Source organism: Pseudoalteromonas translucida KMM 520, assembly GCF_001465295.1.
Taxonomy (GTDB): Bacteria; Pseudomonadota; Gammaproteobacteria; order Enterobacterales; family Alteromonadaceae; genus Pseudoalteromonas; species Pseudoalteromonas translucida.
Map to the genome: position 1 here is coordinate 1244470 of NZ_CP011034.1, position 26317 is coordinate 1270786.

The following is a 26317-nucleotide window of genomic DNA, read 5'->3' on the forward strand; positions in this document are numbered from 1 at the left end:
ATTATGTTTACAGATGATAAGCGAAATTTTCGACGTATGCAGATCAATACACCGGCAAAGCTAACCACAATAGAGCCGATTGCTGGTTTAAATTATAATGCCGAATGCGTGGATTTGAGTGCGACTGGGTTGTCGTTGCATTTAGATGAGCTACTTGAGCCAAACACTATTTTATTGGTACATATAGACTCAACTCATCCGAGTATTGCGTCTTTAGATGCAACGGCTAAGGTGATACGCGCCAGCAAAGAAGATGACGGTACAATAACTGCTGGACTTGAGATAATACAGTTTAATTAGCTTAGTTAGCGTGGTTATTGCCCATATAAATAGGCAATAACTACGTATAAATGCTAAGCAAGCCTAGGCGTTAGTAAACCTTACAAATTAAGCCTTTTAAGTAAAAACCTTCAGGGTAACTACCCGCAATAGGATGATCGGCAGCTTGGTTTAAACGCTCCATAATAAGTAGGTCTTTACCAGCATCAAGGGCTGCATCAGCCACCACTTTTTGAAACAAGTTTTGCTCCATTAAGCCCGAACACGAGAAGGTTAATAAGGTGCCACCTGGTTTTAATATTTGCATAGCAATCATGTTTATATCTTTATAGCCACGACACGCACCAGTAAGTTGTGCTTTGTTGTCGGCAAACTTTGGCGGATCCATTACTATAGTGTCAAACAGTACACCGTCTTCGCGGTATTGACGCAGTAACTTAAATACATCTTGCTTCACAAAATCAACCTTATCTAAATCAAGATTGTTATGCTCAACATTGCGCTTAGCTGTATCGAGAGCTGGCTGCGATACATCTACGTTAGTTACGTGCTTACAGCCGCCACGTAGGGCATACAACGAAAATGTACCCGTGTAGCTAAAGCAGTTTAATACGGTTTTATCCTTAGAAAAGCGTTCAAGTGCAGCGCGGCTATCGCGTTGATCTAAATAAAAGCCGGTTTTATGGCCATCAATAATATCAACTTCAATTTTAAAGCCATTTTCTGCAATGAGTACTGGGGCAGTTGGTTCATTGCCCCATAATGCTCCTTTAATTGGCTCAAGGCCTTCTTTAGTACGTACTTCTACGTCTGAGCGCTCGTAAATGCTCATACCAGGGAATATAGCCATTAACGCGCCAACTATTTCACCTTTATGACGCTCAGCACCCGCGCTTAGTAATTGACACACTAATACGTTGTCAAACTTATCTATGGTAACGCCGGGTAAAAAATCAGATTCTGCGGCGCAGAGTCTAAAGCCAGTTAAACCACCTTCTTCAATTACTTGGCTACGGGCTTCTAGTGCACGGCGTAGGCGGCGTTCAAAAAAGTGTTGATCAATAACTTCTTTTTCGTCAAAGCTCCAAACACGGGCACGAATTTGTGAATGTGGGCTATAAGCTGCTGTTGCTAAAAATTTACCTTCACTGTCGTGAATAGTAACTGTGTCACCTAGGCCTGGTTTACCTTTAATTTTTTTGATGGCTTTGGAAAATAACCAAGGGTGTTTTCTTTTTAATGATTTATCGCGGCCAGCTTGCAGGTAAACGGCAGATGTCATAAAGCTTCTCAGTAGTAATAAATAAGCGCTGTATTTTAGTCAAGGCAAGGGCAACATACAATGAATGTTTTGCATGGAGCCCATAAATCGCGGTAAAGTATGGCTAATTCAATATGTTAATTAGGTATTTGGAACACGTTGTGACAGACATAATGTTAAGCCCTGAGCTGCAGCAGCTCAATTTACAGTGCAGAGCGTTTATTACCACACTAATTCATGCCGATGTGGCGCATGATATAACCCATATTGAACGGGTAGTTCGGGTTGCTATAAAATTGTGCGATGCAGAGCAAGCTAATATGAAGGTAGTGCTCCCGGCTGCATGGTTACACGACTGTGTAGCTGTGGCTAAAAACCACCCGGATAGAGCTAAAGCCTCTACTATGGCCGCCGATAAAGCGATTGCTTTTTTAGCTTCTATTAATTACGACGCGCAATTATTTACTCAAATTCATCATGCAATAGCGGCGCATAGTTTTAGCGCTAATATTAAAGTGAACTCAGTAGAAGCACAAATAGTGCAAGACGCAGACAGGATGGATGCACTAGGCGCGATTGGTATAAGCCGCTGCATGAAAGTAGGTGGTTCAATAAGTCGATTACTATATAACCCGGATGACCCATTTTGCCTACAACGCGCAGCAGATGATAAAAAATACACGCTTGATCACTTTTTTATTAAGTTATTACACATAGCTCAAAGCATGAATACACCCTCGGCTAAGGCCGAAGCACTAAGACGCACTGAGTATATGCATGACTTTTTAGAGCAACTAAAGTCTGAAATAGGAGAGCAGCGTGAGTATACCTAAGCTAGCTGGGATTGATCATTGTCATTTAAATGTGGATGATTTAGCACAAGCGGTTAAATGGTATGAGCGTGTTTTAGGCTTTAGTGTGGTTGAAGAGCTCGCCTTTTGGAATGAAGATGGCAAAGGGCCATTAACCCTTGAAGATGCAAATGCTACCACGCGTTTAGCGTTATTTACTGCACAGGGACGTAGTAAAGGCATTGCTTTTTTAGCCACAGGGGAGCAATTTATTGCATGGCTTGAGCATTTTGAACACCTAAATATTAAAACAGTACTAGCTGATCACGGCGTTACGTTTTCAATTTATTTTAAAGATAACAGCGGAAATAGCCATGAAATTACCTCCCATGACTATACGCAGATTAAAACTGTGTATCCGCAGGTATTATTAGGCTCGCATACAGCCAAAAAGAGCTAACTAAAATCGTTCCTGATGAGCATTTTTTATGGCAATAATATCGTCAATTTTGCCAATGAATAGCTCAACTAATTGCGGGTCAAAGTGCTTTCCGGCTTGTTGTTGCATATGTTCTAGAGTTTGCTCTATGCTCCATGGCTCTTTATAGGGGCGTTTTGAAGTAAGTGCATCAAATACATCGGCAATGGCAACAATACGGCCTTCTAGCGATATGGCTTCTCCTTTTAGGCCATTGGGGTAGCCAGTACCATCCCACTTTTCATGATGTTCAATTGCCAGCACATGCGCCAGTTGTAATAGTGGCGATGATGAGTTTGCTAAAATTTGTGCACCAATTAAAGCGTGCTCTTTCATGTGGGTAAACTCATCGGCAGTTAGTTTTCCAGGTTTTAGCAAAATGGCATCCGGAATACCTATTTTACCTACATCGTGCATAGGGGCTGCTTGGCGTAATAATTCGGCGTGTTGCTCATCCATACCCAGCGCCAATGCAAGTACTTTGCTGTATTGACTCATACGTATAATATGCTCACCGGTATCGGTGTCTTTATATTCTGCAGCACGACCTAAACGCTGTACTAAATCGACATGAGCTTGTTTTAGCTGCTCAGCTTGCACTAACGATAGGTGAGTTTTAACACGTGCCCTTACAATAGCAGGGCTAATTGGTTTGGTTATATAGTCTACAGCGCCTAGTTCAAAACCTTTAAACTCATCACTTTCATCACTTAGCGCAGTAACAAAAATAATAGGAATATGCGATGTAGCAGGGTTAGCTTTAACAATTTGGCATACTTCAAAGCCATTCATATCGGGCATCATAATATCGAGTAAAATTAGCTTTGGCAGTTCTTTTTCAAGTAATGCTATAGCGGCAGCGCCCGATTTAGCAAACGACATCCTATATTGATTACCAAGCACCTCGCGCATTACTTTTAAGTTTGCAGGCTCGTCGTCAACAATTAATATACGCGGCTTATCTAGAATAAAATCCATTAATTAATACTCATTTTTCGGTTAACTTTTTAAGTAAACTTGCTAATTTAACTTGCGCGTTATCAAAGTCGAATTCATCAAAGGCACTGGCTATTTCATCTATATCTACTTGTACTGATGTTACGCATTTACGTTGTAACTGATCGAGAAGATCATCATTAAGTTCGGCATTTTGTGCATCAGCATAGAGTTCTTGGCAAATTTCTATCAGCTCAGATATTGATAACGGCTCAGCATTGTCGATAAGTTTGGCAGGCTCTTTACATATAGTGCTTGCTAATAATTGGCCGATAAGCGCCAATTCAGTTTTTATATCTGCCAAAGCGCTGGTTAGCGCAGCTTCATCGTCTGCGTTCTCTAAGCGCGTTAACAGTGCCATTAAGGTTAATAATCCTAAATTACCAGCCACACCTTTTAAAGTATGAATAAGCGTATAAACACTTTTAATATCGCTTAGTTGTAGGTTAAATAAGCTTACAAATTGCTTTTCGTTGGTATTAACAAATTTAGTAATTTCGGTAAGCTGTTTACATTTAGAGCCCCACAAAGCTAACCCTTTTTCAAAATCTATGTGCTTGGCATCGGGGTCGGTTTGCGCAATTAATGTTTCTTTGGCTAAGCCAAGCCCAAGCACCAGTGCTATTTCTTGATTAAGTTGGTTTATATCAACCGGCTTATTAGCAAACCCATTCATGCCTGCATTTTTAGCGGTTAGTTTATCTTGCTGTAATACGCTGGCTGTTAAGGCAATAATAGGCGTAAATTTTATTTGTTTTAGCTGCTCCAATTCACGAATTTTAATGGTGGCTTCAATACCGTCACATTCAGGCATATGAATGTCCATTAAAATGACATCAAAGTCTTGCTGATTAAACGCCTCAATTGCTTTTAAGCCGTTACTTGCAGTGGTTACAGTGTGTTGATCTCGCGAAAGTAATATAGAAAGTAGCTCTGTATTTTGTTCTATATCATCAACCACTAATATTCTAAGCGGAGGCAATTGGGTATGTAGGCCTTCAAAATAATCTATTTTATTTTCATCACCAACAGTAAAAGGTAATGAAAAGTAAAAGCAGCTGCCTTTATCAACTTCACTCACTAAATCAATTGAGCCATGCATAAGCTCTACTAATTGTTTACTTATTGTTGTACCTAAACCTGTGCCACCAAATCGACGTGTGGTCGTGCCATCGGCTTGCACAAAAGGCTGAAAAACCGCTTTAATACGATCTTTAGCAATACCAATGCCTGTATCTTGTACTTCAAAAAATAGGTGATTATTTTGTGTGGTACTTACGGTAACAGTAACAGCGCCTTGCTCGGTAAATTTAATGGCGTTACCAATAAGGTTTGTAAGTATTTGCCTAAGGCGGTCGGGATCACCGTAGTATGCGGTGCTAACTGATTTATTAATATTAAGCGTTAAATTAAGGTTTTTCTTTTTAGCTTCTAACCAAAATGTGGAAATAATACTGTCGATAACGGGCTTTAAATTAAAATGCACAGGCTCAATGGTTAGTTTTCCACGTTCTAACTTTGCAGAGTCGAGAATCTCATTAAGCAGGCGTAGCAAAGAGCGTGCTGCACTATTAACCGTAACAAGGTGCTTTTGCTGCTCTTTACTTAGCGGTGTATCCATTAGCAGATCGCTAAAGCCAATAATTGCATTCATAGGGGTGCGTATTTCATGGCTCATATTTGCCATAAAAGATTGTTTAGCATTGGCAGCTTCTTCTGCTTGCAGTTTAGCGTGCTCTAATTTTGCTTCATACTCTTTGCGCTCAGTAATATCAACAAGTACACCATCAATCCACTGTGCAACATCGGTATTATTAAAGTCAAAACTACCTTTCTCTAATACCCATACAGTTGCGCCGTTGCGATGGCGAATTCTATATTCAACAGAGTATTGACGCTTTTCAGTAACGGCATTAGTGAGCGTGGTAATAATCTTTTGTTGGTCAGACTTTAAAATCAGGTCTGTAAACTCAATGTGTTGCTCAATAAATTCATCCGGTGTATAGCCAGTTAAATCCAATATACTTGGGCTAACAAATAGCATGGTCCAGTTAGTATCAAATTTACATCTAAAGGCAACGCCTGGCATATTTTGCATTAATGAGCGATATTTTTGCTCATTTTCAACGACCGTTTTTTGTAGTGCTCGTTGCTGCGTTAAGTCAGTAATAAAGCCAACATACAAAGGTGGTTGTCCAATCTGCGTCACTTGGCCAATACCAAGGCGCACAGGGATCAAATGGTTATCTTTATGTTTAGCAAAAGTATCGCGGTTTATGCCTATAATAGCGCTTAAATCAAGAGTCATATCGCCAGATGATGACGCATTGTTTAGGGCGTTATTATCATTTAAAAGAATCTGTACACTTTTACCTTGTAACTCATGTTCTTGCCAACCTAAAATCTTACTCGCTGCATCATTAAAGCTTAAAATAATACCTTGATGATCAATAGTCACAATGCCATCTATTGCTGTTTCTAATATGGCGTTTAACCGCGACTCGTCGGCTGACTTTTCTTCAAGTAGCAGTTTATAGCGTACCATGCCATTAATCACAGCAACCACGCTGGTTATTGCAACAGTTGCAGTGGCAACCGCAATTGCAACAAATGTAAGCCCTGCAGACGCATTTTCGTCTGCGTAAATAAGTGGGGAAGTTGCTACAAAACGGGTGGCTGCCATACCCATATAATGCATACCAGTAACGGCAAAGCCTAATATAACGGCGCTGGTTGAACGAATTTGTAATTGTGATAACCGAGGGAAAATTATTTCAAGATTAAAGCGGCTATATAAAGCTATAAACGATAGGGTAACGGCCACCAAAATAGACAACCCAAACATAACTGGGTCATACCGTAGCATAGGCGCAAGCTCCATCGCCGCCATACCACTGTAATGCATGGTGCCAATACCCGAGCCTAATAATACCGAGCAAACAGCTAATACTTTAAAGTTACCATTGCTTTTTACCAGTATAGATACTGCATATTGGCACGCCAAAAATGCCGGTATAAAAGAGAGTAAGGTAATAGTTGGGTTATATTTAATATTAGTACACAAGGAAAAAGCCAACATACCAATAAAATGCATGCTCCAAATACCCGCAGAAAAAACAGCAGCTGCGGTTACGGTAGCTAAACGTTGATAGCTTGGAAAAGTAGTTTTTTTAGCTAAATCAATGAGTTTTGTAGTAAAAAAAGCGGCAAATATCACTATTAAAACTGAAAGAGAAACCAAGAGAGGATCGTAAACCCCGTTTATAATTAAACTAGGATCTTGGTCAGTAATAAAGAAAGCTGATAACATGGCGGCTCTAAATAGGCATTTTAATCGCGTAGTTTAATAGAATTAATTAATTAATAAACCGTTAATTTTATGATTGCTGATTAAGCTATAAATAAACGACGCTGCATTAACTAACCATTAGACGAAAAGTAGCCCCTAGCTAGTATAGTGTGAGAGATTAATTTGTTTGCCTACCAACTAAAAAAAAGTACCCGAAGAAAGACCGTTGCTATTAAAGTGCATAATCAAAATGTAACGGTATATGCACCCCACCATTTACAAAAACACATGCTCGATAACTGGTTATTAGAAAAAAAATCATGGGTTGAAGCGCAACTGCAAAAACAGCTTACTTTGGTTGATACAAAACAGTATCCACTTAAGGACAAAAAAACCTGTATTTTTTCAGAAGCAATTAATTTAACGTTTCAGCAAGGTAATACCTCTACAGTGGAGCGCCAACAAGATGGCCTGCTTATTACCGTTTCTGCTCGTGTTAAGCACCAGCAGCAAAAATACCAATTACTTTTAGAGGCATATTTAAAAGAGCAGTTAACCGCATACATTGAAATGCGACTTAATGACTTTTGTGCGCAAATGCAAGAAGCGCTGCCTAACGATTTAAATATTGCAGTTTATAAACGCAAATGGGGGAGTTGTAATAGTAAAAGAGCGCTAACATTTAACTTATTATTGATTGGTGCACCCCATAGTATTATTGATTATGTAATAGTGCATGAGCTGGCGCATTTACGGTATTTAAATCATAGCAAAGCATTTTGGCAGCGCGTAGCACAATTTTGTCCCGACTATAAAGCAAGTACGTTATGGCTAAAGCAACATGGTATGAGTTTACAATGGGTATTTTAATGTTTAACTAAGAAAAAGCACGGAGATTACTAACAAGGAATGTAGTAACTATATAAATAGAAAATAAGTAGAAAAGTGGTGGAGGGAGCTGGATTCGAACCAGCGAAGGCTGAGCCGTCAGATTTACAGTCTGATCCCTTTGGCCGCTTTGGCCGCTCGGGAACCCCTCCAAATGCAACGGCGCTGATAATAGCAAACATCGTATTTAAGTAAAGAAAAAAGCTAAAGAAAAATGAAATAAAGCCGATAAATAGGTATTACTTACTTCAATCGGCTAAAGTCTATGCAAATCGGTGATTTGTTAATCACAGAGAGTCAGCTCAATACTCGACTCAATAAAAGTGTGCATGAAAAGCGCCGAGGAGAGTTTGCGCTTTTACTCGCTATGCTATCTCATGATGCACTCGATTTTAGCCAATTCCATTTACCAAAAACAGAAATTGAAGATTCAACTGTTGGCGAAGACACCCTTCGTAAACAAATTGGAGCAGGTCCAAAGCAACTTTTAGCGCCAGATAAGTTTGATATGTTGATAGGGCAGTTTAACGCCTCACTATTAATGCAAGCAGGGGAACGCGCTGGAATGGGCGATATTAAATTAAATCACTGTTTAAACCCTGAACCACTGTTTATAAGAGGTGATGTAAGCCATATTCCGCTTCAGGTGCGTGATAATTGTGAATTAGCAGTGCGCAGGCGTATAAATTACACACAAACGCAACTATCTAACCCGCAACTCGATGCTGCTGCCTTTTACGAAAGCCTAAATAATGATGCGCTACACCACCCATTGCATTTAGTAAGTGCCTAATTATAAAGCATACGCTGTAACTGCTTTGCTATTGCAATAACCAATCATATTAATAGGACTTGGCAAACGATTGTGCCACCACTCTAACTATTAAGTTACTTGTCTGTAATATAAAGCCGCTAACTCTCTACACTTAGCGCATTTTAGCGATACTTTATTTTATTAATGGATTAATAATTGATTTAATATAAAAAAAGCATCCAAAAATTAAATGCAATTGCTATAATAGGCTCAAATGGTATGACATTAAATGCCGTTATCATTAAACCAAGGTAATTAGGAACGTAATGAAGAAAATATTCACGCTAAATCACGAGAAAATCAAATATCCTCGTATGGTTGACGCCGCAAAGCATGAAGTGAAAAAATATTTGAAAAGAGAGCGTAACAAAACTCTACCACTCGATGCTGATTACTGGGCGTTTGATTGTAAGTTTGGTAATACCGCTGAAGATGCACAAGTAGTGCACGTTGCAGAGCTTAGTAATCATATAAGCGAAATAGAAAAGCAAAGCTTAACTTCTTTTTATGTAGAAATTTTAGCGCGCCCAGCTCAACGTCAACAACCAGATCTGGATGACGACGAATAAGACGCTTATAAAGTAATTTGCGTAATTTTTAAAATGGGCCCTAGTGGCTCATTTTTTGTTTGTACGTTTATACAAATACGATTTAAACCTTGAGTATTCAAGTGCAAGCAGCTTATAAGCAGTGCTTATAAGCAGTGCTTACTTTCAGTATTACCCTGAAAATTATGGCCGGTGATTTTCTAAAACAATTAACAACAACTCTGCATCGCCATTTTTATATTTGGGTGTTGATTGTAAGTTTGATTAAAAACCTCAGCTTTATTACATTTGCATAACATAAGACTGTATTATACTGTGTTAGTTGATAATTATAGAAAACAGTAGTATTTATGCCATTAAATTATGCCGATAGCGATTTAAAACTTAGCCTTAAAACCTCAAAAGTCCTCATTGTTGATGATCAGTTACTTAGCTTAATTGTACTGAAAAAAATATTATCAAAGCACTTTATTGTTAACACCGCCAATAGCGGTGAACAAGCAGTTGAAATATGTAAATCTAATACTCCCGATATCGTACTGCTGGATATTTCAATGGATGGCATATGCGGTATAGAAACCTGTTTAAAACTTAAAACGACGACACAAACCCAAGACATTCCCGTTATATTTGTTACCTCCTTTGAAAACCAAGAAGAGGACTGCTGGGAAGCGGGTGCGGTAGACTTTATTCAAAAACCGATTAACCCAGAAACCTTATACAGAAGAGTAAGAGCGCACTTAACGATTAAGCTGCAACATGACTTATTAAGTCAAAAAGTGTTTCTTGATGACTTAACTAAAGTATTTAACCGTCGTTATTTTGATACTCATATTAATAAAATACAATTGAGTGCATTAAGAGAGAATGCAGAATATGCTTTATTACTTATGGATATTGATTACTTTAAGCAATACAACGATATTTATGGACACGTAGAAGGCGACGTTGTTTTACACTTAATTGCTCAAACAATTGCCAACAGCCTGCAAAGGCCAAGCGATTTTGTTGCCCGATATGGCGGCGAAGAATTTGTGGTTGTGCTACCCCATACCAACGAGGAAGGCGCTCGCTGTGTTGCTGAAAAAATTAAAAATAACATATCTGGCTTAGGTGTTTTACATAAGTACTCAGAGTTTGAATTTGTCACTATAAGTATAGGTGGGGCTACATTATTGCAATCAGACGAAGGCAACATGGATATTTTGCAACGCGCAGATAAAAAAATGTACGCAGCTAAAGCACAAGGGCGAAATACAGTGTGCTTTTAAAGCGCACTGTACCAAAATATGCGGTAGAGCAGTTATTAACGCAGGCCTATAGGTATGTAAATTGCCAACAGCTGCTCGAAAGCAAAGTTTAATTTTAGCCATACCACAGCGCTCAATAACAGCCAATCCTAGGCATGGCTATTAGTATTTAAGGTTCAGTTGCCTGTAATTACGTACTTTACTCACCGCACAGTTAGTTGCAGCTTGTTATACGCTATGACACTTTTTATATTTTTTGCCACTTTGGCAAGGGCAGTTATCATTTCTGCTTATTTTAATATCGGCTACCGGAAATAGTGTGCCATCAAGGTAGCGCCACTGCCCACCTTGTTTAATAAACAACGATTTTTCGTGTAACTCGCAATACAAGTTTTGGTAAAAGTAATTTACTTTAAATGTTACAAATCCTTCGCTTGCATCGTGCTCAGTGTCGATAACGGTTAGCTTTATAAAGCGGCAGCTATCTGCAAAGTCTTTAATCTCTTTTACAGGGTTTTCTGCCTGTTTTTCACTTGCATAAGTTTGATAAACATAAGTTGCATTTTTAAGTACATATGCGCTGTAGCGAGCACGCATAAGTTGCTCAGGTGTTTCAGCTATTTGTGATGCTAAATGAAGTGGTTCACAGCAGTCAGCATAATTTTGCTGGCTGCCACAAAAGCAAGGAGAAGTCGTTAATGAGGTCATAATATTAATATAAAGTGTTTAAAACACGAGTTTAACAAGCTTATTGAGTCAGTGGTATCTCAAGGTTGTGAGTATTTTTAGTAAAACAATAAAGCTTAGTATTTGTAGTGCTTAAATTTAATGATAATTGTGTCAGCTGTTGATCATTAACAATATCAGTCCAGGTAATTACCGCAGCAAAGTTTCCGTTGTGCAGCGCCGAGCTAAGTACATACTCTAAGTTTACTAAATGTTTTTGCCTGATCACCAGTAATTTGCTGGTATCAATGGAGCATGAATCAAGTAAAGCTTTACTCGGAACATGGTCAGGTGCAATCAGCAGTGTCCATGCATTTAAGCTATTGTATTGGTGTAATACTTTAAGCAATTCAAAGGTTGCTGAAATTTCATCTTCAATTTGAATTAAATTTACACAATCACTTTTATCGTCTTGCTGATAACTTTTAACGGTTCTTACGGTAATAGGCTGTAACATAAATTTCTCACTCACTGGGTTTTTATACAGTACCCATATACAGTAGTTTATACAGTGTTATGGTGCAAGTGTTTTTTTGCTAATTATTTGTACAGTCATTCAGTTTTAAATTTTTACACGGATAAAAAAACAAAAATAACTATTAAAAACAGAGCGTTAATATTTTAGATTTGTACTTTATATTTTTTACTAAAATTATGCGGCGAATAACACCTATACAGTACTTTATGCTCTATTATTTACGTTAAAGTAAAACTAATTATTTAGCATGTAAGCACGGTAATTATTATTTTTAAAACCTAAAGTACATACGTATTACCGTGTCATATTTATTATTTCAGCTACTTCAATAACTTAATGCATAACAAGGTAAAATGTCCGGTATTTCGCTATTTTTATGCTAAAATCTCGCCACTTTTTACTACCTTAAGTTTGTTATGCTCGAAGCCTTATTTAAAATCCGCGCAAATGATTCCTCAGTACAACGTGAATGTGTTGCCGGTATGACTACTTTTATTACTATGGTTTATATTGTTTTTGTTAATCCAGCAATGCTTGCTCAAGCAGGAATGGATCAAGGCGCTGCGTTTGTAGCTACATGTATTGCAGCTGCAATAGGCTGTTTTATTATGGGCCTATGGGCCAATTATCCGTTAGCGTTAGCACCAGGTATGGGATTAAATGCTTTTTTTACCTATGGCGTTGTTTTAGGAATGGGTTATACCTGGGAAGCGGCATTAGGTGCTGTGTTTATGTCGGGTTGTATATTTTTATTTTTAAGCTTATTTAAAGTACGAGAGTGGATTATTAATGCCATTCCACTGGTGCTTAAACAAGCAATAGCGACCGGTATTGGTGCTTTTTTGGCGCTAATTGCGCTTAAAAGTGCAGGGATCATAGTATCTAGCCCTGCAACCTTAGTGCAGCTAGGTGATATTACTGCACCTGGGCCATTACTTGCTATTTTAAGTTTTTTTGTAATTGCGGCATTGTTATATCGCGACTTTAAAAGTGGTGTGTTAATTAGTATTTTACTGGTAACTGGTATTGCTCTGGCTTTTGGTTTGGTTGAATATAAGGGGGTTATGTCTATGCCGCCGTCAATTTTACCAACCTTTATGCAACTTGATTTTAGTGCGGCATTTGAGCTTTCAATGTTGAGTGTTATTTTTGCATTTTTATTTGTAGATTTATTTGATACCTCAGGCACCTTGGTTGCGGTCACGCAAAAAGCAGGGCTTGCAGATGAAAAAGGCAATATGCCACGTTTAGGGCGCGCCCTTAGCGCTGATAGCACTGCAACTATTGCCGGTGCAATGTTAGGTACATCTACTACTACCTCTTATATAGAGTCGGTGGCTGGTGTTTCTGTAGGCGGACGCACAGGCTTAACAGCCGTTGTTGTGGGTATTTGTTTTTTATTGATGATGTTTTTTGCGCCACTAGCGCAAATGGTGCCAGCCTATGCCACTGCCGGTGCTATTTTATATGTTTCGGTACTTATGCTACAAAACTTAAAGTTTGTAAACTGGGACGACATGACAGATGCCATTCCTGTTAGTGTGGTGTTATTAATGACCCCGCTGACATTTTCTATTGCTCATGGTATTGCACTTGGGTTTATTTCTTACACCGCGGTTAAGGTGTTATGCGGTAAAAAGGATCAAGTAAGTATTAGTGTGTGGATTTTAACGGCATTGTTTATTGTTAAGTTTGCATTTTTATCTTAAAAAATTTATTTATCTATCAATAAAAAAAGCCCATACAAAATTGTATGGGCTTTTTTTATAAATTTTAGTGCCAATTTACCATTTCTTTTTCGGAGCAAATAAAACATCTAGGTCATCTTGCTCTTGCTCAGTTTTCTTTTTAAGTGCACTGGCATTCGATGCCCTTAACTCAACACTAATAGCTTCTAAGTAGCCTTCTACTTCTTGGTATTTAGCAGTTACATATGGATCGCTATACGATACCGCACTGAGTGAGGCATGAGCTTTTTCAAAATATTGTCTAGCTGAACCTACCATACCTGCAGAGCGCGCCGATAAACCACGTTTAATTTGGCTTTCAATATTTATTTGTAACTGCAGTTTTTCCATTCGTTTGTCTTCGATTACAAATAGTTGACTATCAAGGTTACCTTTATTGTGCTCAGAGCGCAGAATAATACGTAATTTTTTTATGCCCTGTATTAGCGATACCAATTGCTTATCGTTACTAGGCAGTGAAAGCGATTCGCTATTGCTGCCTTGAACTGGATTGTTTAAACGCTCTTTCGCTTCATTTAAACGGTTTTTTAATATTTTAGAACCAGGTGAAAGCGATACCATGGTGCTAAGCGCATCGTGATTGCGACGCTGTAAAACACGTAGTGTATTATCTGAAAACGGGATATTAGCGTTATTCATTAACGCTTCCTCGGTTTCCTCAATAATAGCTTTTTGTTTGGTTAGTTCTTTACGGCGCTCAGCTTCTTGTTTTTCTTTATGCTGTTGCACCGCACTTACCCAAAGCGCAATCACAATAAGAGCAACAATGAGTATAATTATAATAGAGACGATCATGTTACAGTTCTCGGGTTCTAAACCTAATTGCTCAATCTTACATTAAATATATAAGAACAGGAAAACTTTGCGCTAATTAACTATAAAAGCAGGCTAAGAAAGCGTTTAAATCTTAATGCTTTATATGATAATCATTGCTATCTGAAGTATATTTATTGTGCTAGCCTAAGCCTATATTTACTAAATACGGTATTATCAATTAAAACCTACCTTTTGTTGGGTGGTCAGTTTTTAAAGATAAAGTATTTACCTCTCAAAAACGAATAATAACGAAAATACATAGCTATGAAATTACAACAACTTAGATATATTGTAGAAGTTCAAAATCATAAATTAAATGTCTCAGCAACAGCTGAAAGTTTATTTACCTCACAACCAGGTATTTCTAAGCAAGTGCGCATGCTTGAAGATGAGTTAGGTATTCAAATTTTTGGTCGCAGTGGTAAACATTTAACGCATGTAACCAGTGCCGGTGAAGAAGTCATTAATATATCGCGCGAAATACTTTCAAAAGTAGAAGGTATTAAAGCGGTTGCTCATGAGCATACTTTACCCGATCAAGGTAAGCTTAATATTGCCACTACTCATACCCAAGCACGTTACGCATTGCCGAATGTTATTAAAGGGTTTATGAAAAAATACCCTGCAGTGTCACTTCATATGCACCAAGGTACACCGCAGCAAATATCAGATGCAGCTGCACGTGGCGATGCCGACTTTGCTATTGCAACAGAAGCACTACACTTATATTCAGACCTTGTTATGCTGCCTTGTTATCATTGGAACCGTAGTATTGTGGTGGCAAAAGACCATCCATTAGCTAAAAAAGTTAATAATATAACCGTGGCAGATATTGCAAAATACCCGCTTATTACCTATGTATTTGGCTTCACTGGCCGCTCAGAACTAGATAAAGCTTTTAGTGCCCATGGGCTTGAGCCACACATAGTATTTACCGCCACTGATGCCGACGTTATTAAAACGTATGTACGCTTAGGATTAGGTGTTGGAGTGGTTGCGTCAATGGCGATTGATCAAGTCAGTGATACTGATTTAGTGTGTATTGATGCCAGCCATTTATTTGAAGCGAGCACCACTAAAATTGGCTTTAGAAAAGGCAGTTTTTTACGCACTTATATGTATGACTTTATTGAACGCTTTGCACCACACTTAACTAAAGAGCGAGTAGAGCGTGCTAATCTATTACGCAATCAAGAAGATGTTGATAAATTATTTGCTGATATAGAGTTGCCAGTTAAATAATCGTTTCGGTATCGAGCATTTTAGGTGTCTAGTATTTAGCTATTTATAGTTTAAAGTTACTAATAAAAAAGCCGCCAGTTTTTAAACTGGCGGCTTTTTTAATTATTATTTAGTGTGTTAACACTCAATAATATTAACGGCTAAACCACCACGAGCGGTTTCTTTATATTTAGTTTTCATGTCGTTACCGGTTTCGAGCATAGTTTTAATCACTTTATCGAGTGATACTTTTTGCTCGCCACTACCACGAATTGCAAGGCGTGACGCATTAATTGCTTTTATCGCGCCCATGGCGTTGCGTTCAATACACGGTACTTGCACTAAGCCACCAACAGGGTCACACGTAAGCCCTAAATTATGCTCCATGCCAATTTCGGCGGCATTTTCTACTTGTACTACATTACCACCTACAATTTCGGTAAGTGCGCCTGCAGCCATTGAGCAAGCCACGCCCACTTCACCTTGGCAACCTACTTCAGCACCCGAAATAGAGGCGTTCTTTTTATATAAAATACCGATAGCAGCGGCAGTTAATAAATAACGCGTGACTATATCGCGATCGACTTCTTTTATAAAAGTATGATAATACATAAGTACTGCTGGTAAAATACCCGCTGCGCCATTGGTAGGTGCGGTAACTACACGACCGCCTGCGGCGTTTTCTTCATTTACAGCTAAAGCAAATAAGTCGACCCAATCCATAGCTCGCAGGGGGTCGTTACTTACTTCAACATTAAGTTTTAAATGTAAATTAGGAGCACGACGTTTTACTTTTAAACCGCCGGGTAAAATCCCTTCGGTGCGCATACCACGCTCAATACAGGCTTTCATTACTTGCCAAATATTAAATAACTCGTCTTTAATGTCGTTTTCGCTGCGTAATGTTTTTTCGTTATGCATCATTAAAGTAGAAACACTGAAACCCGACTCTTTACACATTTCTAGTAGCTCTTGTGCGCTACCAAAAGGAAAAGGTGCTGGATTTTCTTCACGAATATCAAGCGCTGCTTGTTTTTCGTTTTCAAAATCTTGATCGGTAACAATAAAGCCACCGCCAATAGAGTAATAAATTTGGCTATAAACCTTCTCGCCATTATTAGAGGCAATAATTTCCATTGCATTAGAGTGCTTAGGCAGCGTTTTACGACGGTGAAAAACAATAGCCCCTTGCTTTGGGAATTTAGCCTTATGCGTTTGATTTAAATAAATAACTTGTTCTTTTTCAATCGTGGCTAAAATAGTATCAACCAAATCGGCGTCGATGGTTTCAGGATCATACCCAGCAAGGCCAAGTATTACTGCTTTACCAGAGCCGTGGCCAATACCAGTTTGACCTAGCGAGCCGTACAGCTCTACTTTAATATCGGTAACGTTTGCTAATAATTGTTTTTCTTGTAGGTCATTAACAAATAAACGAGATGCGCGCATTGGGCCAACGGTATGTGACGAAGAAGGGCCAATACCAATACTAAACATATCAAATGCACTTATCATAATGTGTCTCTTCTGTGTTTACTCAGCACTAGGCTGCTTTTTTGAACGGTCGTGTATAGTAACGCTAAATTGTGACTATGTAACCATTAATCAAGAACATTTAAACTGGTAAGGCGAGTTGTTTTGTAAAGTTTTTTATGATGCTTGCAGTGGCACCCCAAAGTAAACCATGTGGGGTATTGTAACCATATAAAATAATGGTTTTACCAAAGCGCTGAAAAGGCAGGGGTTGCCAATTAGACTCGTTAGTTAAATCACGCAGTGGTAATAAAAAACTAGCTTGTACCTCGTTATGATCGTTCTCCCAAATGGTGTGTTTATTAAGCACGCCAACAAAGGGGCTAATATTAAAGCCGGTGAGTGTTGAGTACAAAGGTAATTGGCCAAACACTTTAACATTACTGGGCGTAATATTTAGCTCTTCATTTAGCTCACGCAAGGCGGTAGTGCGAAGCGTAATATCACTTGCTTCAAATTTACCACCGGGTAAGCAAATTTCACCGGGATGATGGTGCAAATAAATAGGGCGCTTACACAGTAAAATATGCGCATGATCATCCACATCAATAAGCGGCAACATGACTGCGCTGGCACGCTTTTTAGGGTTGTCTATTCCTTGATCTGGCGCTGCCGTAGGGCTTAACTGAAACCGCGCCATAATGTGTTCACTATTCAAAGCGACCTACTGTTTTAATAATGGAAGTATTTTATTTACTTTATCGTATGTTTCTTGGTATTCCAATGCAACTTTAGAATCAGCTACTATGCCACCTCCGGCCCAGCAGTGTATTTGTTGAGCATGACATACCAAGGTGCGAATAGTAATGCTGGTATCCATGTTACCACAAGCGCTTAAATAGCCTATTGAACCACAATAAATACTGCGACGATGCGGTTCAAGCTCTTCAATAATTTCCATTGCTCTCACTTTAGGCGCGCCAGTAATAGAGCCCCCAGGAAATGCAGCAGCAAGTTGATCAACCGCCGTTTTCCCCTTTGCTAATGTGGCCGTAACGGTACTAACTAAATGATGCACCGCCGGAAAGCTCTCAATAGCAAATAACGAGGGCACCTGAACCGATCCTGGCTTGGCTACTTTACCTAAATCGTTTCGTAATAAATCTACAATCATTACATTTTCGGCGCGATCTTTGGCAGAATTTGCCAATAACTGTGCTTGTTGGGCGTCTTGCTGCGGATCCGCTTTTCGCGGTAACGTGCCTTTAATCGGCTTAGTTTGCACTTGATCATCGCTTACTAATATAAAACGCTCCGGAGAAATAGACAAAATTGCGCCTTGCGGATGGTTTATAAAGCTAGAAAACGGCGCTTTATTCGCTGCTGTTAATTTAACGTAGGCAGCCCAAGGCGAGCCTTCATATTGGGCACTAAAACGCTGTGCTAAATTTATTTGATAGCAATCGCCTGTTTTTAAATAATCTTCAATTACGGCAAATTTTTGCGCATAATCAGCGCGGCTCATATTAGATTGCCACGCCGTTTTAAGTGCAAAGTTAGGCATAATGACAGGTTGTTCTAAATACTGCTGATAAAGTGCTAAGCGATTAACCTTAGGCTGGGCAATATAAAACCAACTGCTTTGTTGTTTATCGTATATGAGTGCATCTAGGTACAAGCCAACGGCCATTTGTGGCAAGTCTATATCGTTTATAGCGCTACTTGGGAGGCTTTCAAGTGTGCGCCCTAAGTCATATCCCAAATAACCAAGCCAGCCACCATTAAAGGGTAAGTTGTTGGCCGCTTTGTTGTTATTAAGTTTTAGCAGTTCGCTGTTCATTATTTCAAAGCAGCTTCTTGCATCGGGTTGGTTATTTAAAATACTGAGGTTGTTTTGTACTTCCAGTGTGCTTTTGGGCTCAATGGCAATAATATCAAAACGACTGTCTACATGCTCACTATTGGCCGAATCGAGTAAAATAGCGTAAGGCAAGTGGGCAAAATGCGCAAATACATCAATACAGCTTTGTGTTATGGCTAATTTTATACAATTATTTTTATTGTTTAGCATTTACTACCCCTTTAAGAACTGGCTCGAAACGGGCGAGGAGGGTATCATAAGTCAAATTTTTTTGGCAGCGTTTAGTTGCGTCCCAAATTAAAAACAGTGCAAACCACCGTCACCGGTTTGATATAGCTTACGCGACACCGCGTAACGGTAACTTAAGGAACCACTATGAGTACAATCCGTCAGCAAGACTTTATAGATAGCATTGAAGATGCTTTGCAGTATATTTCCTTCTATCATCCCCTTGATTTTGTTCAAGCGCTTGAAAAAGCCTATAACAAAGAACAAAGTAAAGCAGCAAAAGATGCCATCGCACAAATTCTAATTAACTCGCGTATGTCGGCTGAAGGCAAGCGTCCGCTTTGCCAAGACACTGGTATTATTACCTGTTTTGTTAAAGTAGGTATGGATGTTAATTGGGATAAAACCGATTTAACCGTTCAACAAATGGTTGATGAAGGTACACGTCGTGCATATTTAAATCCAGACAACCCGCTGCGCGCTTCTATTGTTGCAGACCCTGCAGGTACTCGTAAAAACACCAAAGACAATACCCCTTCTGTTGTACATATAGATTTAGTAGCGGGCGGTAACGTTGAAGTGATGGTGGCAGCTAAAGGCGGCGGCTCTGAAAACAAAAGTAAAATGGTAATGCTAAACCCTTCTGACGATGTAGCAGAGTGGGTAGAGAAAACGTTACCTACAATGGGCGCAGGTTGGTGTCCGCCTGGTATGTTAGGTATAGGTATTGGTGGTACAGCTGAAAAAGCGGCAGTAATGGCTAAAGAGTCGTTAATGGATCCGGTAGATATTCATGAATTAATGGAACGCGGCGCAGAAACCACAGAAGAAAAGCTACGTTTAGAAATATTTGAACGTGCTAATAAATTAGGCATTGGCGCACAAGGCTTAGGCGGTTTAACAACGGTTGTTGATGTTAAAATTAAAACAGCACCAACGCATGCCGCGTCAAAACCGGTCGTGATGATCCCTAACTGTGCGGCTACTCGCCACGTACACTTTACCCTTGACGGTTCAGGCCCAGCAAACTTAAAAGCACCTAAGTTAGAAGATTGGCCACAAGTAACCTTTGAAGTGGGCGAAGGCACACGTCGTGTTGATTTAAATACTTTGACCAAAAAAGATGTGCAAGAATGGAAAATGGGTGAAACTGTTTTACTTTCGGGTACTATTTTAACGGGTCGAGATGCCGCGCATAAGCGTTTGCAAGACATGATCAATTCAGGCGAAGGTTTACCTAAAGGCGTAGACTTTGATAATAAATTTATTTACTACGTAGGCCCAGTAGATGCTGTACGTGACGAAGCAGTGGGCCCAGCGGGTCCGACAACGGCTACGCGTATGGATAAATTTACCGATATGATGCTAGAAAAAACCGGTATTGTAGGCATGATAGGTAAAGCAGAGCGTGGTCCTGCTACGGTTGAGTCTATTAAGCAGCATAAGTCAGTATACTTAATGGCAGTTGGCGGCGCGGCGTATTTAGTATCTAAAGCAATTAAAAAAGCACGTGTTGTTGCTTTTGAAGATTTAGGTATGGAAGCCATCTACGAGTTTGAAGTAGAAGATATGCCGGTAACCGTCGCTGTTGATAGCGAAGGCGCTAATGCGCATACGCAAGGCCCTGCAATTTGGAAAGCTAAAATTGAAGAGCTAGATAGTAAGCTAAAGTAACTTAACTTACTAATATACAAAGCGAGCCCAGTGCTCGCTTTTTGTTTAACTTAAACTAAGTAACCTGATCTCCGGATAATAAACCTATCTCAAGCAGCTATTTTCAGCGCTAACTGCGTTGAATTCACTTGCAATAGGCCAGCTATTGACGCGTGAATTCGTCTTGTTTTCACTGAAAATCTCTGGCTAGAGAAAATAAAGATAAATATAACTATGATTCAATACGTTAGTAAATCTCTTAACCAGAGTTCAGGTTAAATAACCTGTTCTATTGCCCGTAATTTAATTTGCTTAGCAAAAGAGTAAACAGCTCTGACCAGTTCTCTTAAACCAACCCCTTTTAAGGCAAACCTGTGCAGCATAAGCGTTTGCATATTATGCTTGCGTGTAATTTAAACTTTACAGTTACTTGGTGCGTTACGTTCACGTAAGCGTAAACTTTGTGGTGTTTGTTGTTTTTAGCATTTAATACTTAATTTCGCTACTTTTCTGGATGTTTTATGTGCTTACTCCCTTTAATTTGGATATTTAATTCAATACCGTTTTGCGCTTGGGTTTATCCTCTCGTGGTATAGCGAAGCGTTATCCGAAGTGATAAAGTCTCGGCAATTTCATGCATGCATACCCTTTAAGGGTAACTATTTCGGAGTATTTAAAGTGGTTGTGTTTAATCAAGTTGAATTTGATAACCATGAACAAGTGGTTTTTTGTACTGATAAAGAGTCGGGTTTAAAAGCAATCATTGCGGTACATAATACTAACCTAGGTCCGGCAGTGGGCGGATGTAGAATGTGGGATTATGCAAATGATGAAGATGCTGTTTACGACGTGCTGCGTTTATCCAAAGGCATGACTTATAAAAATGCAGTTGCGCGCTTGCCATTTGGTGGCGGTAAATCTGTGATTATTGGTAATGCTAAAGAAATCAAATCTGAGCAGTTATTCCGTGCTTTTGGTCGTCAGTTAGAGCGATTAAACGGCAGCTACTATTCTGCTGAAGATGTAAATATCAACTGCGACGATGTTGCAATGATGAATAAAGAAACCAGTTATGTACTTGGCCTTGAAGGCAAAAGTGGTAACCCATCACCATTTACAGCATACGGTACGTTTTTAGGTATAAAAGCGGCATTAAATCATCAGCGTGGTCATCAAAACTTTGCTGGTATTAAAGTAGCAGTACAAGGGTTAGGGACTGTTGCTTATACTTTATGTAAGCATTTGTCAGAGGCGGGCGCTGAGCTATATGTTACTGATATTAACCAAGCAGCAATTGACCGTGTTGTTAATGAATTTGGTGCTACAGCCGTTGGTATTGACGAAATTTACGATTTAGACGTAGATGTGTATGCACCTTGTGCACTCGGTGCAACTATAAATGATGCAACTATACCGCGCCTTAAAGCCACTATAATTGCAGGCTGTGCCAATAACCAGTTGGCACAATCGCGCCACGGTGAAATTATTCGTGATAAAGGTATTTTATATGCACCAGATTACGTAATTAACGCCGGTGGTATTATTAATGTTTATTATGAAACGCTACCAGAAGGGTACAGTGCTGCTGCGTCAAATAAACATGTCGAAGGTATTTTTGATACCCTAACTGAAATTTTTGCGCGTAGTGAAAAAGAGCAAAAATCTACGCATTTAATTGCAGATGAGCTTGCACAAGAGATCCTTAAAAACGGTCTTTAATCGGCTAAATAAGTTAACCGTAAATATTAGGGCGTGCAATTGCACGCCTTTTTTTTGTTTATACGTTAAACTTAATTTTTTATTTTATGTGTTTATTTATCTATGTCTTCTTCGCCTATTTCTATGCAGCCTATTGATTTTAATAGCTGGCCCCGTAAACAACATTTTGAGTTGTTTAAACTCTTTTCTCAACCTTACTTTAATGTGTGTGTACAGCTAAACGCGAAGGCTTTATATAATTACTGTAAAGCGCATCAACTGTCTTTTTTTCAGGCCTATACTTATGCCACACTTAAAGCGTGCCATGCGTACCCGCCAATTATGCTGCGTATTATTAATGACAAGCCATGGCTACTAAGTAGCACCCGCGCTAGTGTGGTTGAGCTTGCAGCAGATGACTCGTTCAGGTTTAGTTACTTTAGTGATAAGGCCAACTTTACTGAGTTTGCCGTGCATGCCAGCGCAGTTAGTTTTAATGCTAAATCGCAGCCTTTATTTTCTGACGCCTTTGCACAAACCGAAGGGCAGGCCGACTTAATTCATATTTCGGTATTACCTTGGCTAAGTTTTAGTGCTTTTTCGCATGCGTTTAGTGAAGGAAAATGTTTAGGGATCCCTAAATTTGTATTTGGTCAGTTTAATAAACAGCAGCAAACTATGCCCTTAGCCATTGATGTGCATCACTCTTTAATGGATGGTTTACACGTAGCAAAGTTTATAAACATTTTACAGGATACATTTGATAACTTTTGTAAAGATTAGTTAATGAAATGCTACTGCAGGCTGTGGTAGTATTTTCTTAGTTTAGCTAGTTTTAGTTGGTTTTTAATCACTTAGGATTGCGTTAAATTTGGTGGGTAATACTAATTAATCAATAATAATTATAAAGGTCGCAGTGATGAAGCATTTAGGGATTTTATGTGTATTTTTCGTCATGTTCACGTGTCAGGTGCAGTCACAAGCTCGCTTACCTTTAAGTGATTATTTTTTTGAAACATGGAATACCCGCTCAGGCCTGCCTCACAATAGTATTAATAGCTTAGCACAAACTCAAGACGGTTACTTATGGATAGCAACATGGGAGGGTTTAGCGCGCTTTAATGGCCAAGAATTTAAGCTATTTACTCGTGCTGAAATCAATAACCTGCCTGACTCAGGGCTTCGTGCTCTTACTCCCACCAATGACGGCGGCTTATTAATAGCCGGTTCAAGAGGCGGTATTAGCTTATATCAATATAGGCAATGGAATACTCAGCCGAGTGCCTCAGCTATGGTTAATCATATAATTAAAAGTAACGATGACGGGTTTTGGCTAGCATTAGAAAATGATGGTGTGTTTTACCGTGGGGCTAATAGTAAACACGATCAGGCTATTGTTCATAATGTTAGCGCCTACCGTGTACTTGAAGATGCCAACGGCGTTATTTGGGCTGCTACTAGCGATGGTTTATATAAAATTGTTGATCAGCAAGCAAGCTTAATAACAGCCGATGACGGGCTACCCAATGCAGCCGTTTATACGCTACTACTTACTCGCCAAGGGGAATTAATTATTGGCAGTGAGCGCGGTGCTTATATTCTCAAAGACGCAGTATTTACTGCCATTCATCCACAGCTTAGTGCTGAGTCTATTTCTAGTTTATTAGAAGATAACCATGGTGATTTATGGTTTGGCACTATTAATAAAGGTGTTTTTCGACTCAGTGTGGCTGGACTAGAGCAATTAGACGCGAAAGGCGGGCTCCCTGCCAATAGAATATTGTCTTTATTACAAGACAGAGAAAACAGTATTTGGGTGGGTACTAATGCTGGGCTTTTTAGATTAAGAGAAGCGCCATTTACCGCCTGGACTACTAAGCGGGGGTTAGCTGGTGATTACGTGCGAACGGTATTATCGCACTCCGATGGTAGCTTATGGGTAGGGAGTAGTGCCGGCCTTAACAAAATTAAAAATAACAATGTAATTCAAATAGAAGGCACTAAAGAAGGTTCTCCCTATTCGGTATTGAGCTTACTAGAAGACAAGGATGGTGATGTATGGATTGGCACTTATACATCGGGTGTATTAAAGGTTAGTAATAATAAAATAACGCCTTATTTAAATCGTAGTAATGGCCTTGGGAGTAACGAAGTAAGAGGGCTATTACTCGACTCTAAACAGCGGTTATGGATTGGCTCTGCTATGGGGTTAACGCGAGTTGAAAAAGATGGCTCATTAGTGCAATTTACCAATAAAAAAGAGCTGCCTAGCGGTTTTATTTTAGCACTCAGTGAAGACAAAAAAGGCAATGTTTGGATTGGCACCGGCAATGGTGTTGTGCTGTTTAATATGCTAACTGAGCAATTTAGTGCCATAAGCTTTCCGGTGCAATTTGCTGCCGAGTATGGGTTTGGTTTTTATTTTGATGACGACTATACATGGATGACTACAGATCGTGGGTTAGTGCGTTATGAGCACAGTACAGGAAAAATGGCTATTTTAGGGCGGGAGCAAGGACTGCCAGTCGATAAGTTATTTCAAATTGTGGCTCATAAAAATTCATTCTGGTTATCGAGTAACCGCGGGGTTATTCAGGTTGATCGCCAGCACGTTAATCATGTTCTAGATGCAAAACAAAAAAATATAAATATTCCACTTGTATTCCAACTTTATGACGAGGGCGATGGCATGCTCAGTGCACAAGTTAATGGCGGCTCGACCCCATCAGCAACAGTGCATAAAGATGGCACAATTTGGTTTGCTACTGCAAAAGGAGTAAGCGCGCTAAAACCTGAGTTATTGCAAGCATCAACTAAAGTAAACTTGCCTACTATGATTGAGAGCTTTAGCGTTAACGGCAGAGCAACAGCGCTCCCATTAGATGGTGAAACAGTATTATTGCCGCCTAATGTTTCTAGGTTATCTTTTCAGTATGCGGGTTTGAGTTTTATTATGCCGCAGCGTTTAAGTTTTCAAACACAGTTAGAAGGTTTTAATAAAGAGTGGGTAAACCGCCAGCACATGACTGGTGCAGAATACACCAACTTACCTGCAGGTAAGTATACGTTTAAGGTGCGCGCCGGGTATCCAAATACGCAATGGCAGCAAAATGAGCAAAAAATTAGCTTTATAATTCAGGCACATTATTGGCAAAAACTGAGCTTTAAATTAACGCTGTTTTTTACTTTTTTGGTCACTATATATGCTATTTATAAATACCGCTTATATCATTATAAAAAAGTAGAGGCAGAGCTAACCAAACGAGTAGAGAAGCAAACACAAGACCTTCAAGATCAAGCCAATGCCTTTGCTTATCAAGCCACTCACGACCAACTTACTGACATGCCTAACCGGCGCGCTTTTGATAGTTGGTTAGCAGCAAACTTTGCCACTTATAAGCAGAAAAATAAAATATTGGCTATTGCTATCATGGATATAGATCACTTTAAGCGAGTGAACGATGGCTGGTCACACATTGTTGGCGATAAAGTTATTTGTGAAATAGCCAAAATGCTTAAATCGCGCTGTGAAGGAGAGCAACAAGTAGCTCGCTGGGGCGGGGAGGAATTTACCTTAGTATTCCCTAACAAAACAGCAGCAGAAGCAAAGCTCATGTGTGAACTATTACGGGAGGATATTGCAAGTAACGACTTTTCAGTAATTGCAGAAGGGCTGCATCAAGTAACCGCAAGTTTTGGTGTTTCTGATTCCAATAATATAGACGATTACGACCGACTGTTATCGGGAGCCGATCAGGCATTATACAAAGCGAAAAACGGTGGCCGTAATCGTACCGAAATCATGTAATTGAAAAGTGCCT

The 26317-nt window shown here is 39.4% G+C and carries 22 protein-coding genes and 1 tRNA gene; 13 read left to right on the forward strand and 10 right to left on the reverse strand.

The window, feature by feature from the left end; translation table 11 throughout:
• The first annotated feature begins 3 nt into the window (after window positions 1–3).
• Window positions 4–300, forward strand: coding sequence for a PilZ domain-containing protein (locus PTRA_RS05895; RefSeq protein ID WP_058373031.1), 297 nt, complete (start codon window positions 4–6; stop codon window positions 298–300).
• 70 nt (window positions 301–370) lie between these two features.
• On the opposite strand, the gene PTRA_RS05900 is transcribed toward PTRA_RS05895, so the two are convergent.
• A complete protein-coding gene (locus PTRA_RS05900; RefSeq protein WP_011327833.1) occupies window positions 371–1561 on the reverse strand; it encodes a class I SAM-dependent methyltransferase in 1191 nt (396 codons plus the stop codon).
• 152 nt (window positions 1562–1713) lie between these two features.
• Here PTRA_RS05900 and PTRA_RS05905 point away from each other — a divergent pair, with 152 nt between their 5' ends.
• Both PTRA_RS05905 and PTRA_RS05910 read left to right on the forward strand, forming a co-directional pair.
• Window positions 1714–2373, forward strand: a complete 660-nt coding sequence (locus tag PTRA_RS05905) for an HD domain-containing protein (RefSeq protein ID WP_418055006.1) — start codon at window positions 1714–1716, stop codon at window positions 2371–2373.
• On the forward strand, window positions 2360–2791 hold the full coding sequence (locus tag PTRA_RS05910) for a VOC family protein (RefSeq protein ID WP_058373033.1): 432 nt from the start codon (window positions 2360–2362) through the stop codon (window positions 2789–2791). The genes PTRA_RS05905 and PTRA_RS05910 overlap by 14 nt, the downstream gene beginning before the upstream one ends.
• Here the strand turns inward: PTRA_RS05910 and PTRA_RS05915 are convergent, their stop codons facing one another.
• Window positions 2792–3787 carry a response regulator gene (locus PTRA_RS05915; protein ID WP_011327836.1) on the reverse strand — a complete coding sequence of 332 codons (996 nt, stop codon included), beginning with the start codon at window positions 3785–3787 and terminating at the stop codon, window positions 2792–2794.
• A 10-nt stretch (window positions 3788–3797) separates the two neighbouring features.
• Window positions 3798–7115: an MHYT domain-containing protein gene (locus tag PTRA_RS05920; RefSeq protein ID WP_058373034.1), complete on the reverse strand. Its 3318-nt coding sequence runs from the start codon at window positions 7113–7115 to the stop codon at window positions 3798–3800.
• Between the two features lie 162 nt (window positions 7116–7277).
• On the opposite strand from PTRA_RS05920, the gene PTRA_RS05925 reads away from it, so the two are divergent.
• Window positions 7278–7964 (forward strand): M48 family metallopeptidase, encoded by a 687-nt coding sequence (locus PTRA_RS05925; protein WP_058373035.1) that lies wholly within the window; start codon window positions 7278–7280, stop codon window positions 7962–7964.
• Between the two features lie 76 nt (window positions 7965–8040).
• Here the strand turns inward: PTRA_RS05925 and PTRA_RS05930 are convergent.
• Window positions 8041–8134, reverse strand: a tRNA-Tyr gene (locus PTRA_RS05930).
• A gap of 113 nt (window positions 8135–8247) precedes the next feature.
• Here PTRA_RS05930 and PTRA_RS05935 point away from each other — a divergent pair.
• From PTRA_RS05935 to PTRA_RS05945, 3 genes are all read left to right on the forward strand, one after another.
• Window positions 8248–8775: a VC2046/SO_2500 family protein gene (locus PTRA_RS05935; RefSeq protein ID WP_058373036.1), complete on the forward strand. Its 528-nt coding sequence runs from the start codon at window positions 8248–8250 to the stop codon at window positions 8773–8775.
• Between the two features lie 287 nt (window positions 8776–9062).
• Window positions 9063–9365 (forward strand): DUF6172 family protein, encoded by a 303-nt coding sequence (locus tag PTRA_RS05940; protein WP_011327840.1) that lies wholly within the window; start codon window positions 9063–9065, stop codon window positions 9363–9365.
• 329 nt (window positions 9366–9694) lie between these two features.
• Window positions 9695–10615, forward strand: coding sequence for a GGDEF domain-containing response regulator (locus PTRA_RS05945; protein ID WP_058373037.1), 921 nt, complete (start codon window positions 9695–9697; stop codon window positions 10613–10615).
• Window positions 10616–10822: 207 nt separating this feature from the next.
• On the opposite strand, the gene PTRA_RS05950 is transcribed toward PTRA_RS05945, so the two are convergent.
• Together PTRA_RS05950 and PTRA_RS05955 are read right to left on the reverse strand one after the other, a co-directional pair.
• Window positions 10823–11302 carry a YchJ family protein gene (locus PTRA_RS05950; RefSeq protein WP_058373038.1) on the reverse strand — a complete coding sequence of 160 codons (480 nt, stop codon included), beginning with the start codon at window positions 11300–11302 and terminating at the stop codon, window positions 10823–10825.
• 40 nt (window positions 11303–11342) lie between these two features.
• A complete protein-coding gene (locus PTRA_RS05955; RefSeq protein ID WP_058373039.1) occupies window positions 11343–11777 on the reverse strand; it encodes a SulA-like leucine-rich domain-containing protein in 435 nt (144 codons plus the stop codon).
• 437 nt (window positions 11778–12214) lie between these two features.
• Here PTRA_RS05955 and PTRA_RS05960 point away from each other — a divergent pair, with 437 nt between their 5' ends.
• Window positions 12215–13507 carry an NCS2 family permease gene (locus PTRA_RS05960; RefSeq protein ID WP_058373040.1) on the forward strand — a complete coding sequence of 431 codons (1293 nt, stop codon included), beginning with the start codon at window positions 12215–12217 and terminating at the stop codon, window positions 13505–13507.
• Window positions 13508–13582: 75 nt separating this feature from the next.
• Here PTRA_RS05960 and PTRA_RS05965 read toward each other — a convergent pair whose 3' ends face one another.
• Window positions 13583–14341 carry a hypothetical protein gene (locus PTRA_RS05965; protein ID WP_058373041.1) on the reverse strand — a complete coding sequence of 253 codons (759 nt, stop codon included), beginning with the start codon at window positions 14339–14341 and terminating at the stop codon, window positions 13583–13585.
• Window positions 14342–14626: 285 nt separating this feature from the next.
• Between PTRA_RS05965 and cysB the strand changes: the two genes are divergently transcribed.
• A complete protein-coding gene (gene cysB / locus PTRA_RS05970) occupies window positions 14627–15604 on the forward strand; it encodes an HTH-type transcriptional regulator CysB (RefSeq protein WP_058373042.1) in 978 nt (325 codons plus the stop codon).
• 117 nt (window positions 15605–15721) lie between these two features.
• Here the strand turns inward: cysB and PTRA_RS05975 are convergent, their stop codons facing one another.
• From PTRA_RS05975 to pabB, 3 genes are all read right to left on the reverse strand, one after another.
• Entirely contained in the window at window positions 15722–17098 is a 1377-nt protein-coding gene (locus PTRA_RS05975) for an L-serine ammonia-lyase (RefSeq protein WP_011327848.1), read from the reverse strand.
• Between the two features lie 100 nt (window positions 17099–17198).
• Window positions 17199–17774: an NUDIX hydrolase gene (locus PTRA_RS05980; protein WP_058373043.1), complete on the reverse strand. Its 576-nt coding sequence runs from the start codon at window positions 17772–17774 to the stop codon at window positions 17199–17201.
• Between the two features lie 6 nt (window positions 17775–17780).
• The gene (gene pabB, locus PTRA_RS05985; protein ID WP_058373044.1) at window positions 17781–19127 is read right to left on the reverse strand and encodes an aminodeoxychorismate synthase component I; all 1347 of its coding nucleotides are present in this window, start codon (window positions 19125–19127) and stop codon (window positions 17781–17783) included.
• Window positions 19128–19292: 165 nt separating this feature from the next.
• Between pabB and PTRA_RS05990 the strand changes: the two genes are divergently transcribed.
• The 4 genes from PTRA_RS05990 to PTRA_RS06005 all read left to right on the forward strand — a co-directional run bounded on the left by PTRA_RS05990 (window position 19293) and on the right by PTRA_RS06005 (window position 26304).
• A complete protein-coding gene (locus tag PTRA_RS05990; protein ID WP_058373045.1) occupies window positions 19293–20819 on the forward strand; it encodes a fumarate hydratase in 1527 nt (508 codons plus the stop codon).
• A gap of 657 nt (window positions 20820–21476) precedes the next feature.
• Window positions 21477–22517 (forward strand): Leu/Phe/Val dehydrogenase, encoded by a 1041-nt coding sequence (locus PTRA_RS05995; RefSeq protein ID WP_041454390.1) that lies wholly within the window; start codon window positions 21477–21479, stop codon window positions 22515–22517.
• A 123-nt stretch (window positions 22518–22640) separates the two neighbouring features.
• Complete coding sequence (locus PTRA_RS06000; protein WP_083497500.1) at window positions 22641–23279, forward strand: chloramphenicol acetyltransferase; 639 nt, start codon at window positions 22641–22643, stop codon at window positions 23277–23279.
• 136 nt (window positions 23280–23415) lie between these two features.
• On the forward strand, window positions 23416–26304 hold the full coding sequence (locus PTRA_RS06005; RefSeq protein WP_058373047.1) for a ligand-binding sensor domain-containing diguanylate cyclase: 2889 nt from the start codon (window positions 23416–23418) through the stop codon (window positions 26302–26304).
• The last annotated feature ends 13 nt before the right edge of the window (window positions 26305–26317 follow it).